The following is a 13,932-nucleotide window of genomic DNA, read 5'->3' as shown; positions in this document are numbered from 1 at the left end:
AGCATCATGAAGCCATTCACAAAGCATACAGGAAAAGCTGCAGTTTTAAACCGAATTAATGTCGATACTGATCAAATTATCCCAAAACAATTTTTGAAACGGATTGAGAGAACGGGATATGGCCGGTTCGCTTTCTTTGATTGGCGTTATTTATCTGACGGAAGCCCGAATCCGTCCTTCGAGTTAAACCAGCCGGCATACGAAGGAGCATCAGTCCTTTTGGCAGGTGAAAATTTCGGTTGCGGTTCATCGAGAGAGCACGCTCCTTGGGCACTTGGCGATTATGGCTTTCAGGTCATTATCGCGCCTTCATTCGCTGATATTTTCCATCAAAACTGTTTCAAAAACGGTATGCTGCCGATCCGCCTTCCGTTTGACCAGTGGAAGACTTTGATAGAGGATTATGAAAATCAATCGAAATCAATAACTATTGATCTTGAAAACCAAGTAATTATTGACAGTGAAGAGAAGCGTATTTCATTTGACGTTGACCCGCATTGGAAAGAAATGCTGGTAAATGGTTACGATGAAATTTCATTAACGCTGTTATTGGAAGATGAGATTGCCTTATTTGAACAACAAAGAAAGACATGGCTGTAAACTTCTTAGCTGCCGGCTCTTGCCGGCGGTTTTTTTCATCATTTCTGGGAAGAATTGAAGAGGCGATGCTCTCGTTTCCTTCTTCTCGCTTGTCATTGACATTCGGTGTTGGTAAACTTGTAGAAAATCAATGCCTGAAAGGAACTTGGAAATGAAGAATGAAAAGAAAACCAGCAATATAATACCGTTTCCAAACGTACAAGATCGTCTTGTCGAAAAAGGCATGAGTGCTATGAAAGCAAAACAATATCGGGATGCGTTAGGCTTTTTTTCTGAGGCAATGGAATACAGGGTAGAAGATAAGTCTGAAATGTATTTGGGAATGGCGATATGCTACCTTGAGCTTGGCGAGCTGGAAGATGCAAAAAAAATATGCGAACGAATGCTGAAGGAAGGCATCGGCGATTATTTTACCGTATTGCAGGTATACATGACAATCCTGATTCAGCTGAAACAGTTTTCGATCGTGAAAAAAACGATTGAAGCGGTGCTGGAAGAAAATAAGATGCCTGCTGAGAATGCTGAACAATTTTATAAGCTGCTGGAGTTTAGCAGGAGAATGATTAATGAAGAAGAAAATGATCTTCTGTTTGACGAAGAAATGATTCATGAATCTGTACAGGCAGATAAGATTTTAACTAACGAGTCTGAACAGCTTGCCTTCATTCATTCACTTAAGGACCGTAATTTATCGCAACACATTGGGCTATTGCGAACAATCCTTCAGAACCCTGATGCACATCCGGTTATCAAAACGATGATATTGCAGCTGTTAGCTGATCATGAGTATGCAAAAGAAATGCAGGTTGCAAAATTCGGCGAGTCGATTTCCATAAACCCATCTGAAGAAACAAAACCAGATGCGATGCCGATTCTCGGAAAGGTGCTTAATTTGCTTGATGATACGCTTGGAAATGAAAATCCGACGTTATTTCATGCGGTAGAAGAGCTGTGGAGAAGGCATATTTATGTAATTTACCCTTTTGAACCTAAACAATACAGTGAGCAGCTGTGGGCGGCTGCGCTGCATAAGGTTGGTTACGAAATGTACGGAATCGAAATCGGATTAGAAGAGCTTCATATGTTGTATGACTTTCAGTCAGATGGATTTACTGAAGCATGTGCATTCATTAAGGAAATCGAGGAAATTTCTTATTTGTAAAATCGGTTATGGTTGAAAGGATGCGCCATTGTGTTATAATGTAATGGTTGCATTTACGGAAAGTATATTGTGTCAAGACCATTTTGACACCTAATTCAGAAATTCATTGTTATTTTATTATACATAATGAGCGCTGATAAGTGATGAATTGTGGCAGTGATCACATTGTTTCAGAAATGGACTTTAGACACAAATTGAATAGATTTTGGAGGGAAATAAATGTCAGTAAAATGGGAAAAACAAGAAGGAAATCAAGGAGTTCTTACAGTTGAAGTAGACGCTGATACGTTCTCTAAAGCACTAGACGATGCATTTAAGAAAGTGGTTAAGCAGGTTTCAATCCCTGGATTCCGTAAAGGAAAAGTACCGCGTGGTCTATTCGAGCAGCGCTTTGGTGTCGAGTCTCTTTACCAAGATGCTCTAGACATTCTTTTGCCGGTTGAATATCCGAAAGCAATTGACGAAGCTGGAATCGAGCCGGTTGACCGTCCTGAAATCGATGTCGAAAAAATTGAAAAAGGCGAAAGTCTTATCTTTACGGCAAAAGTAACAGTAAAGCCTGAAGTAAAACTTGGAGAATACAAAGGCCTTCAAGTAGAAAAAGATGATGCTACGGTGACAGATGAAGATGTTGATAATGATTTAAAATCTCGTCAAAACCGTTTGGCGGAGCTTGTCGTAAAAGAAGACGGAAAAGTTGAAGAAGGCGACACTGTCGTTCTTGACTTTGAAGGTTTTGTAGACGGCGAAGCATTTGAAGGCGGAAAAGCAGACAACTATTCACTCGAAATTGGTTCAGGTTCATTCATCCCTGGATTTGAAGAGCAAATAGTCGGCCTTCAAACAGAGGAAGAAAAAGATGTTGAAGTGACATTCCCTGAGGAATACCATGCAGAAGATCTAGCTGGAAAGCCTGCTGTCTTTAAAGTGAAAATACATGAAATTAAAGCGAAAGAGCTTCCTGCGCTTGACGATGAATTTGCTAAAGACGCAGATGAAGAAGTAGAAACACTTGCTGAATTAACTGAAAAAATCAGAAAACAGCTTGAAGAAACGAAAGCAAATGAAGCAGACGCTAAACTTCGTGAAGAGCTTGTTTTAAAAGCTTCTGAAAATGCGGAAGTTGAGGTCCCTGAAGTAATGGTAGAAACCGAGCTTGACCGTATGCTTAAAGAATTTGAACAGCGCCTGCAAATGCAAGGAATGAATATGGAGCTTTACACACAATTCTCAGGTCAAGATGAAAATGCTTTGAAAGAACAAATGTCTGAGGATGCAAACAAACGTGTAAAATCAAATCTTACGTTAGAAGCGATTGCGGCTGCGGAGAATCTTCAAGTATCTGACGAAGATGTAGAAGCAGAGCTTGCAAAAATGGCTGAAGCATACAATATGCCGGTTGAAAACATTAAGCAAGCGATCGGTTCAACTGATGCAATGAAAGAAGACTTGAAGGTTAGAAAAGCAATTGATTTTCTTGTAGAAAATAATTAAACATCGATAAGCTCGTTATCCAAAGCAAGGCATGATCGAATCGTGCCTTGTTTTTATAAAATCAAGTTAAAAGGGACAGGCTGCGTGATTGTCTGAACATGTTAAAATAATTGCATTTTTTTTAAAAAACAGGTAACATGAAAAGTAAACACATAAGTAAAGCAAGGCGCGAATCATTCGTGCCTTCTTTTCTACATTATGATTGATTGGCATTTCTTTGGGAAAGATAGATATTGTCAGGATTTCGTCATACATATAGAATATGCAGCTTCCGAAACAGAACATTACCGTCAATTTGGAAAGTATGGTAAAATGCAATACATACAAGGGGAAAGCCCTGCGATTTCTAAAGTTTTCCTGAGTGACCAAAGATATAAGGGGTGACAGTATGATTAAGTTTAACGAAGAAAAAGGACAGCTAAAATGTTCGTTTTGCGGCAAAACTCAAGATCAGGTACGCAAGTTGGTTGCGGGACCTGGGGTTTATATATGTGATGAGTGCATTGAATTATGCACAGAAATAGTGGAAGAGGAGCTTGGAACAGAAGAAGAAGTTGAATTTAAAGATGTTCCAAAACCACAAGAGATCCGCACGATTCTTGATGAATACGTGATTGGGCAGGATCAGGCAAAAAAATCGCTTGCTGTTGCGGTATACAACCATTACAAACGTATTAACAGCAATAGCAAAGTAGATGATGTGGAGCTTTCTAAAAGTAATATCAGCATGATCGGGCCAACAGGAAGCGGAAAAACGTTGCTTGCCCAAACGCTTGCCCGGATTCTGAACGTTCCATTTGCCATTGCCGATGCCACTTCTTTAACTGAAGCGGGGTATGTAGGTGAAGATGTAGAAAACATTCTTTTGAAGCTTATTCAAGCTGCTGACTATGATGTTGAAAAAGCGGAAAAAGGCATTATCTACATTGACGAAATTGACAAAGTGGCAAGAAAATCAGAAAATCCGTCTATCACCCGTGACGTTTCAGGTGAAGGCGTCCAGCAAGCGCTATTGAAAATTCTCGAGGGAACCGTTGCCAGCGTACCGCCTCAAGGAGGACGAAAGCACCCTCATCAAGAGTTTATTCAAATTGATACTACAAATATCCTCTTTATTTGCGGAGGAGCCTTTGACGGAATCGAACAGATTATTAAGCGCCGTTTAGGAAGCAAAGTGATTGGATTCGGTTCTGACAACAAACAGGAAGATCTTGATAAAAAAGTTCTTCTAAGCAAAGTGCTCCCTGAGGATTTGTTGAGATTTGGATTAATCCCGGAATTTATCGGTCGTTTGCCGGTAATCGCCAGCCTTGAACCGTTAGATGAAGATGCATTGGTAGAAATTCTTACGAAACCGAAAAATGCACTCGCAAAGCAATACAAAAAAATGCTTGAGCTTGATAACGTTGAGCTTGAGTTTGAAGATGAAGCGTTGTCTGAGATTGCGAAAAAAGCAATTGAAAGAAAAACCGGAGCGAGGGGTCTTCGTTCAATCATTGAAGGAATTATGCTTGATGTGATGTTCGACCTCCCTTCTCGCGATGACATTGAAAAATGTATTATTACCGGAAAAACGGTATCAGATGGCGAGCCGCCAAAGCTTATTTTAAAAGACGGTACAGTGATTCAAGAAGATGCGAAAACGTCAGCGTAACAATAAGGCCTTCCGAGTTCTCTCGGCGGGCTTTTTTAGTGCGCACGTTTTTGCTCGCTAGCTAACGGAAAAAACCTCCTGGCAGATACGTTTATTCCTTCAGCCGATAGGAAATACTAGCTGCAGACATGAAAATACATAATCAGGAGGGACCGTAGTTGAGCTGGACTGGAATCGCACTTTTTATACAACTGTTCTTTGGCATTGTGATAGGACTTTATTTTTGGAATTTGTTAAGAAATCAGCGTACCCAAAAAGTTTCAATCGACAAAGAATCCAAAAAAGAAATGGAACAGTTGCGAAAGATGAGAGCTATTACATTGTCAGAACCACTATCAGAAAAAGTCCGCCCGCAAAGCTTTGCAGATATTGTAGGGCAGGAAGATGGAATAAAAGCATTAAAAGCAGCGATATGCGGGCCAAACCCCCAGCATGTCATCGTTTACGGACCTCCAGGTGTAGGGAAAACTGCTGCTGCACGGCTCGTACTCGAAGAAGCCAAAAAACAAACCAGTTCCCCGTTCAAGCAGGATGCTGTTTTTGTCGAATTGGATGCTACGACTGCCAGGTTTGATGAACGCGGCATTGCGGATCCTCTTATCGGATCGGTTCATGATCCCATCTATCAAGGGGCAGGAGCAATGGGACAGGCCGGAATTCCTCAGCCGAAGCAAGGAGCGGTTACCCAAGCTCACGGAGGTGTTCTATTCATTGATGAAATTGGAGAGCTGCATCCAATTCAAATGAATAAATTGCTCAAGGTCCTCGAAGATAGAAAGGTATTTTTAGAAAGCGCCTATTATAATGAAGAAAATACACAAATCCCGACGCATATCCATGATATTTTTAAAAACGGACTTCCTGCAGATTTTCGTTTAATCGGGGCAACGACAAGAATGCCCCACGAAATCCCGCCGGCAATTCGCTCCAGATGCCTTGAAGTCTTTTTCAGAGATTTGGAAAAAGATGAACTGAAAAAAATTGCAATTAAAGCGGCTGCCAAAATCGATAAAGAAATTACAGAAGAAGGCTATAATCTTTTGACGAAGTATACAAGAAACGGCCGTGAAGTTGTTAATATGGTCCAAATCGCTGCCGGAAACGCCTTGACTGAGAACAGGTCGAACATCACAGTAGAAGACATTGAATGGGTTGTTCATTCCAGCCAGCTCACGCCAAAACATGAATCCAAAATCATGGACGGGCCAAAGGTAGGAGTCGTCAATGGTTTGGCGGTGCACGGGCCAAACAGCGGTTCACTATTGGAGATAGAGGTCACAGTCAACCCGGCTTTAGAAAAAGGAACTGTGAATGTGACCGGAGTGGTTGAGGAGGAAAGCATAGGAAATCAGACGAAATCGATTCGCAGAAAAAGCATGGCAAAAGGTTCGATCGAAAATGTGTTAACTGTCTTGCGCTCCATGGGGATTAACCCTTCCAAATACGACATTCATGTCAATTTTCCGGGGGGAGTTCCAGTTGATGGTCCTTCGGCGGGAATTGCCATCGCAACTGGTATATTTTCTGCGATTCATAATATTCCTATCGACCATACAGTAGCCATGACCGGGGAGATCGGACTTCATTCGCAAGTCAAGCCGATCGGCGGAGTATTACCGAAAATAAAAGCAGCCAAAGATGCGGGAGCAAAAAAAGTGATTATTCCAATGGAAAATCAACAAGCTCTTATAAAACAAATTGACGGGATTACGATTCTTCCGGTAAAAACGTTGGAAGAGGTTCTTGACATCGCTTTAGTTAATCCTCCGTCAGAGCAGCAAATTCAAAACAATCAAATGAATAAAGAATCGGTTTAATCCTCATGAAAATGAGGATTTTTGCCTGCTTTTAGTATCTTTTTCTTTTTCATTGCAGAAAGAAAGGGTATACTACGGTAAGACTAGTGCAATTACGAGTCAATAAGATTGCATAAAGAGAAAAAAGGGTATTATAATGATTCATACTAAAATAACGGAGGTGTCAGTCACATGGCAAAAGATACAATTCGGAATATTCCGCTCCTCCCGTTAAGAGGCTTGTTGGTTTATCCGACTATGGTGCTACATCTTGACGTAGGGCGTGAAAAGTCTATTCAAGCTCTCGAACAAGCAATGATAAAGGATCATATCATTTTTTTAGCGACTCAACGGGATATATCGATAGATGAACCGAGTGAAGACGAAATTTTTAAAGTCGGCACTTATACAAAAATCAAACAGATGCTGAAGCTCCCGAATGGCACCATCCGGGTACTCGTTGAAGGAATTCAGCGGGCTGAAATTAAAACGTATGAAAGTCTCGAGGAATTTACTTCTGTTGACATCAAAATGATCACTGAAGACGAAGAAAAAGATCATGAAGATGAAGCCTTGATGCGTACGCTGCTTGATCACTTCAATCAATACATAAAGGTTTCCAAGAAAATCTCGGCTGAAACCTATGCCACTGTTACCGATATTGAAGAACCTGGAAGAATGGCTGATATTGTAGCTTCCCATCTTCCACTTAAGCTGAAAGACAAGCAAGAGGTGCTTGAAACAGTGGACGTGAAAGATAGGCTGAATCGAGTCATCGAACTGATTAATAACGAAAAAGAAGTGCTTGAGATCGAGAAAAAAATCGGCCAGCGTGTCAAACGATCCATGGAGCGTACCCAAAAGGAATATTATCTTCGTGAACAGATGAAAGCCATCCAAAAGGAGCTTGGTGATAAGGAAGGGAAAACCGGAGAAATCCAAACATTGGCTGAACGGATTGAACAAGCCGGTATGCCTGAAAATATTAAAGAAACGGCGTACAAAGAGCTGAACCGTTATGAAAAAGTGCCTTCCAGCTCTGCGGAAAGCTCTGTCATCCGTAATTATGTGGAATGGCTTACCACTTTGCCATGGACGAATGAAACCGAGGATCGCTTGGACTTGAACCTGGCAAGCAAAATATTAGATGAAGAGCACCACGGGCTCGAGAAGGTAAAAGAGCGTGTCCTTGAATATTTGGCCGTGCAAAAGCTGACAAATTCCTTAAAAGGCCCTATATTATGCTTAGCCGGCCCTCCGGGAGTCGGAAAAACGTCACTTGCCAAATCAATTGCCAAATCGTTAGACCGGACGTTCGTTCGAATTTCTTTAGGCGGAGTACGAGATGAGTCAGAAATTCGCGGACACCGGAGGACTTATGTTGGAGCCATGCCCGGCCGAATCATTCAGGGCATGAAAAAAGCAGGCACGATCAATCCGGTCTTTTTGCTGGATGAAATAGATAAAATGTCTTCCGATTTTAGAGGAGACCCTTCTTCAGCCATGCTGGAGGTGCTGGATCCTGAGCAAAACAATTCGTTCAGCGATCATTATATTGAGGAAACGTATGATTTATCCAAGGTTCTATTTATTGCAACAGCCAATAATCTTGCGACCATTCCTGGCCCTTTGAGAGACCGGATGGAAATTATTACAATCGCCGGTTATACAGAGGTTGAAAAAGTAGAGATTGTGAAGGATCATTTGCTTCCTAAGCAGATCAAGGAGCACGGATTGAAAAAAAGCAATCTGATACTGAAAGAGCAAACGATTCTGGATATTATCCGATACTATACCAGGGAAGCAGGGGTCCGCGGTCTTGAACGCCAGCTTGCGGCCATTTGCAGAAAGGCAGCAAAACGAATCGTATCAGGGGAAAGAAAGCGAATCACTGTTTCTGAAAATAATTTAGAAGACTATCTTGGAAAAAGAATCTTCAGATACGGACAGGCGGAGCTTAAGGATCAAATCGGGGTCGTAACTGGATTAGCTTATACAACAGTAGGCGGGGATACACTCTCAATTGAAGTATCTCTGTCGCCTGGAAAAGGCAAGCTGATTCTTACCGGAAAGCTTGGAGATGTCATGAGAGAGTCAGCACAGGCTGCATTCAGCTATGTCCGCTCAAAAGCGAATGAATTAAATATTAGTCCTGATTTTCATGAAAAGAACGACATCCATATCCACGTGCCTGAAGGAGCTGTCCCTAAGGACGGTCCTTCAGCAGGTATCACGATGGCAACGGCTCTCGTATCGGCATTAACAGGCCAGCCGGTAAAACGCGAAGTAGGCATGACAGGCGAAATTACGTTGAGAGGCCGGGTACTTCCAATTGGGGGAGTCAAAGAAAAAGCACTAGGTGCCCACCGTGCCGGTCTGAAAACAATCATTTTGCCAAAGGATAATGAAAAAGATATTGAGGACATCCCTGAAAGCGTACGAAAAGGATTGACCTTTGTCCTGGTATCTCATCTCGATGAAGTCTTGGAAAATGCATTAACGGGAGAGAAAAATGAAAGTAACTAAATCAGAAATTGTGATCAGCGCGGTAAAACCTGAGCAATATCCGGATGCAGGGCTTCCGGAGATTGCACTTGCCGGCAGATCCAATGTCGGCAAATCATCTTTTATCAACACGCTGATCAATCGAAAAAACCTGGCGAGAACCTCATCCAAGCCAGGTAAAACACAAACTCTAAACTTTTATATCATCAACGATATTCTTCATTTTGTCGATGTGCCCGGCTATGGCTTTGCGAAAGTGTCAAAAACAGAAAGAGAAGCGTGGGGCCGGATGATCGAAACCTATTTGACAAACCGCGCGGAACTGAAAGCTGTTGTCCAAATTGTAGATCTAAGGCACCCGCCTTCAAACGATGACATCATGATGTATGATTTTCTCAAACACTATGGTTTGCCGGTTATTGTCATTGCAACGAAGGCGGATAAGATCCCTAAAGGAAAATGGGATAAGCATGCCAAGGTAGTCAAAGAGTCGCTGGAGATGGAGACAGGTGATCCACTGATTCTTTTTTCTTCAGAAACAAAGAAAGGAAAAGAAGAAGCCTGGTCAGCAATTCATCATATGATTCATCAGGAATAGCAATTGGAAACCGATAGAGTCTTTCTTTCGGTTTCTTAGGCTTGTATAATAAAAGGAATAAAACAAAGATTGATTAATAAAAATAAAGAATATGTTATCTGGTATCGTTAATAAACTGTTCACATTTCTTTATTTGTTATAACTATATCTATGTTATAATAATTATAATTTAGGAATGTGCTTTAAGGGGGTGCAAGCAATGCATATACTTGTAGCAGGAATTAATCATAAAACTGCCCCGGTTGAAATTCGCGAAAAGCTCAGCTTTTTGCCGGCGGAATTAAGCGAAGCGATGCTGCATCTTAAAGATGAGAAAAGCATCCTGGAAAATATCGTCGTATCGACATGCAACCGTACGGAAATTTATGCCGTGGTGGATCAACTGCACACCGGGCGTTATTATATAAAGAAGTTTCTCGCGGATTGGTTTCAACTTGATAAAGAAGAAATCGTTCCTTATTTTAGATTTTATGAGAACGAAAGTGCCGTTGAACATTTGTTCCGTGTATCATGCGGTCTCGATTCAATGATTATTGGCGAAACACAAATATTAGGACAAGTGCGAACGAGTTTTAAAATGGCACAAGAGGTCAAATCTATAGGAACGGTATTCAATTTCTTATTTAAACAGGCGGTCACACTGGCTAAAAAGTCACACGCTGAAACCGAGATTGGTGCCAATGCTGTTTCTATCGGCTATGCTGCTGTTGAGCTTGCTAGAAAAATCTTTGGCGATCTGTCTGCGAAGCATGTGGTCATTCTCGGAGCCGGAAAGATGGGTGAGCTTGCAGTAAAAAATCTTCATGGCCAGGGGATTAGGAAAGTTACGGTCATCAACCGAACGTTTTCGAAAGCGGAGGAACTAGCTTCCCGCTTCTCCGGAGAGGCAAGAAGATTGGAATCAATCGAACAGACCTTGATTGAAGCAGATATTTTAATCAGCTCAACCGGATCAAGCGATTACGTCTTAAAAAAAGATGTGATGCAGCAAGTAAATCAAAAGCGGAAAGGCAGCCCGCTCTTTATGGTGGATATTGCAGTTCCGAGAGATCTTGACCCGGCGATCGCAGAGCTTGATAGTGTTTTTCTATATGATATAGATGATTTAGAGGGCATTGTGGCTGCCAATGTAAAGGAACGCCAAGCGGCAGCAGAGCAGGTTGAAATATTTATTGAGGAAGCAATCGTTGAGTTTAACCATTGGCTGAACACGTTAGGTGTGGTTCCTGTCATTTCTGCTCTGCGAGATAAGGCTTTGGCCATTCAGGCAGATACAATGAGAAGCATTGAGCGAAAGCTGCCTCATCTGACGGAAAGAGAAAGAAAGCTATTAAGCAAGCATACGAAGAGCATCATTAATCAAATGCTTCGAGATCCGATTTTAAAAGCGAAGGAGCTTGCGGCAGATCCGGATTCGGAAAAACAATTACAGCTGTTCAAGGAAATCTTTAATATCGAAGAAGCTTCCCTCGTAAAAACGGAAGAACAAAAACTGGCGAAAGCAAAACAAAATCCCGGCTATGCATCTGCGATCGTAAGCGAGTAGATGGATATGATAGTCGTGGGGAGTATGGCTAGATTTAATGAAGTCACGATTATTATTTATGCATTATGCGTTCTTTTATATTTTATAGATTTTCTGCAAAACAACCGGAAGGCTAAAAAAGCAGCTTTCTGGTTGCTTGCCATTGTCTGGGTTCTTCAAGTGTTTTATTTGGCCTGGGTCATGATGGAAACAGGCAGATTTCCGATTTTAAATATATCTGAAGGTTTGTATTTTTATGCGTGGGTGCTCGTAACGCTTTCCCTTTTGCTTACTCAATTGCTGAAAATAGAATTCATCGTATTTTTTACGAATGTGATCGGGTTTTCCATGATGGCTCTGCATACGTTTACGCCATCTGAACAGCAATCTGCGGCTGTTTCCGGACAGCTGGCATCCGAGCTGCTGTTTATTCACATTACGATGGCAATTCTATCCTATGGTGCGTTTTCGTTATCTTTCGCCTTTTCGCTTCTGTATCTCATTCAATACAATTTGTTAAAAAAGAAAAAATGGGGTAAGAGGCTGCGCAGGATTGAAGATTTAACGAAGCTTGACCATATGTCCTATGTGATGAACATTATTGGAGTTCCGGTGCTGCTTCTGAGCCTGATTTTAGGCGTCATTTGGGCGTATGTATCCCTTGAGACCCTGTATTGGTTTGACCCTAAGGTTCTCGGTTCTTTGGTTATGCTGCTTTTGTACAGCTACTATTTGTATATCCGGCTGGTGAAAGAGCTTCGAGGAAAGGTTGTTGCACTTTGGAATGCCGCGTCATTTCTCGTGCTGATGATCAACTATTTTTTGTTGGGAAGCTTATCCCAATTCCATTGGTTCAGTTAAGCGGACTCCAAAAAAACGGAGGAATTTATGAGGAAAATAATTGTTGGATCAAGACGCAGCAAGCTAGCTATGACCCAGACAAAATGGGTGATAAAACAGCTGGAGGAAGCGGGCTCGCCGTTTCAATTTGATATAAAAGAGATCGTGACAAAAGGAGACCGTATATTGGACGTAACGTTGTCCAAAGTCGGCGGCAAAGGTCTTTTTGTCAAAGAAATTGAGAATGCCTTATTAACGGGAACGATTGATATGGCTGTCCACAGCATGAAGGATATGCCATCTTCGCTTCCGGATGGACTTGTGATTGGTTCCATTCCAAAACGGGAAGATTATCGTGATGTGCTCATTAGCAAAAATCATCAAACGTTAGAAGATCTAAAGCCCGGAAGTGTGATTGGAACGAGCAGTTTACGAAGGAGCGCCCAAATCCTTAAAGCTAGGCCCGACCTTGAGATCAAGTGGATAAGAGGGAATATCGACACACGGCTGAAGAAGCTTGAAACAGATGAATACGATGCGATTCTATTAGCTGCTGCCGGACTTTTAAGAATGGGCTGGACTGATGAGATCGTATCGGAGTACTTGGATAAAGAGATTTGTCTTCCGGCAGTTGGGCAAGGCGCTCTATCCATCGAGTGCCGTGAAGATGATACAGAGTTGAAGGAACAGCTTGCAAAACTAAACGATGAGTACACAAGCCAAACGGTCAGAGCGGAACGGACCTTCCTTGAAAAAATGCAAGGCGGATGCCAAATACCGATTGCGGGATATGCTACAATGGATGAAAAAGGAATGATTGAACTTACAGGATTCGTAGGTTCACCCGATGGGAAAATCCGCTATGTTGAACAAACTACGGGCTTACATCCTGAGGCTGTCGGTATGGAATGTGCTGAAATTATGCTTAAAAAGGGTGCGGGTGAATTGATTGACAAGGTGAAAGAGGAGCTTGACTCTCAATGAACGATCGGAAAGGGCCGCTTTTCAATAAGAAAATATTAATCACCCGCAATAAAGAGCAGGCTCAATCCTTTTTAACTAAGATTAGAGAATTAGGCGGAGAAGGAATATCCGTTCCTTTGCTTACTTTCGCCTGTGCTCTTTCGGAAAAAGACACGGTCAGGTTCAGAAGTCAGATTACAGATGCAGACTGGCTTGTGTTTACAAGCGTAAATGGAGTGAAATATTTCATATCCTACACAAAAGAGCTTAGTAAGCCCTCGTCCTGGAAGGTTGCCGCTGTAGGAGAGAAAACGGCTCGTTTTTTACAGAAACACGGTTTTTCAGTAGATGTTATTCCTGAAATTTTTGTGGCTGAGAATCTCGCGGCGTCCTTAGCCCCGCATGTAAAGCCGCACGATCGTATTGCAGTTCTTAAGGGCAATCTCTCAAGAGATACAATAAAAAAAGAACTATCGCCACTTGGGTGCGAAATCACTGAGTGGGTTCTTTATAAGACTCGGCCTAACGAAGAAGGCATCGGATTGCTTCGGACGGCAATCACTTCGAAGCGTTTAGATTTTATTACGTTTACCAGTTCTTCTTCCGTACATACCTTTATGCAGGCAGTAAAAGATGAAGACCTGTCTTATTTACGAGAGACGAGTATTGTGAGCATCGGTCCGGTGACACAGTCTGCCTTGCAAGAATATGGCTTACAATCTGTCGTTCCTTCCAAGCATACGATTGAAGGAATGCTCGCAAAAATGTGCGAGTTAGCGAAAGAGAGGGAGTAAA

Annotated in this window: 11 protein-coding genes; all 11 read left to right on the top strand. The window is 41.9% G+C overall.

Annotation, left to right across the window (positions count from 1 at the left end; translation table 11 throughout):
* The first annotated feature begins 6 nt into the window (after positions 1-6).
* The 11 genes from leuD to JOC74_RS17715 all read left to right on the top strand — a co-directional run bounded on the left by leuD (position 7) and on the right by JOC74_RS17715 (position 13,931).
* Positions 7-600, top strand: coding sequence for a 3-isopropylmalate dehydratase small subunit (gene leuD / locus JOC74_RS17765; RefSeq protein ID WP_053603648.1), 594 nt, complete (start codon positions 7-9; stop codon positions 598-600).
* A gap of 151 nt (positions 601-751) precedes the next feature.
* Positions 752-1,762: a tetratricopeptide repeat protein gene (locus JOC74_RS17760; RefSeq protein WP_053603647.1), complete on the top strand. Its 1,011-nt coding sequence runs from the start codon at positions 752-754 to the stop codon at positions 1,760-1,762.
* 219 nt (positions 1,763-1,981) lie between these two features.
* Entirely contained in the window at positions 1,982-3,256 is a 1,275-nt protein-coding gene (gene tig, locus JOC74_RS17755; protein WP_053603646.1) for a trigger factor, read from the top strand.
* Positions 3,257-3,644: 388 nt separating this feature from the next.
* Positions 3,645-4,910 carry an ATP-dependent protease ATP-binding subunit ClpX gene (gene clpX, locus JOC74_RS17750; protein WP_053603645.1) on the top strand — a complete coding sequence of 422 codons (1,266 nt, stop codon included), beginning with the start codon at positions 3,645-3,647 and terminating at the stop codon, positions 4,908-4,910.
* 158 nt (positions 4,911-5,068) lie between these two features.
* The gene (lonB, locus tag JOC74_RS17745; RefSeq protein ID WP_053603644.1) at positions 5,069-6,727 is read left to right on the top strand and encodes an ATP-dependent protease LonB; all 1,659 of its coding nucleotides are present in this window, start codon (positions 5,069-5,071) and stop codon (positions 6,725-6,727) included.
* 171 nt (positions 6,728-6,898) lie between these two features.
* Positions 6,899-9,232 carry an endopeptidase La gene (gene lon / locus JOC74_RS17740; protein ID WP_053603643.1) on the top strand — a complete coding sequence of 778 codons (2,334 nt, stop codon included), beginning with the start codon at positions 6,899-6,901 and terminating at the stop codon, positions 9,230-9,232.
* A complete protein-coding gene (gene yihA, locus JOC74_RS17735) occupies positions 9,219-9,809 on the top strand; it encodes a ribosome biogenesis GTP-binding protein YihA/YsxC (RefSeq protein ID WP_053603642.1) in 591 nt (196 codons plus the stop codon). Before lon ends, yihA begins: the two co-directional genes overlap by 14 nt.
* 199 nt (positions 9,810-10,008) lie before the next feature.
* Positions 10,009-11,355 (top strand): glutamyl-tRNA reductase, encoded by a 1,347-nt coding sequence (hemA, locus tag JOC74_RS17730; protein ID WP_053603641.1) that lies wholly within the window; start codon positions 10,009-10,011, stop codon positions 11,353-11,355.
* 6 nt (positions 11,356-11,361) lie between these two features.
* On the top strand, positions 11,362-12,195 hold the full coding sequence (locus JOC74_RS17725) for a cytochrome C assembly family protein (protein ID WP_245213007.1): 834 nt from the start codon (positions 11,362-11,364) through the stop codon (positions 12,193-12,195).
* A gap of 27 nt (positions 12,196-12,222) precedes the next feature.
* On the top strand, positions 12,223-13,158 hold the full coding sequence (gene hemC / locus JOC74_RS17720) for a hydroxymethylbilane synthase (RefSeq protein ID WP_053603639.1): 936 nt from the start codon (positions 12,223-12,225) through the stop codon (positions 13,156-13,158).
* Positions 13,155-13,931: a uroporphyrinogen-III synthase gene (locus JOC74_RS17715; RefSeq protein WP_053603638.1), complete on the top strand. Its 777-nt coding sequence runs from the start codon at positions 13,155-13,157 to the stop codon at positions 13,929-13,931. The genes hemC and JOC74_RS17715 overlap by 4 nt, the downstream gene beginning before the upstream one ends.
* The last annotated feature ends 1 nt before the right edge of the window (position 13,932 follow it).

Origin of the sequence: Bacillus capparidis (assembly GCF_017832095.1) — a bacterium.
Classification (GTDB): domain Bacteria; phylum Bacillota; class Bacilli; order Bacillales; family Bacillaceae; genus Bacillus; species Bacillus gobiensis.
The sequence above is the reverse complement of the archived record's forward strand: the minus strand, read 5'-3'. Positions and strand labels throughout refer to the sequence as shown.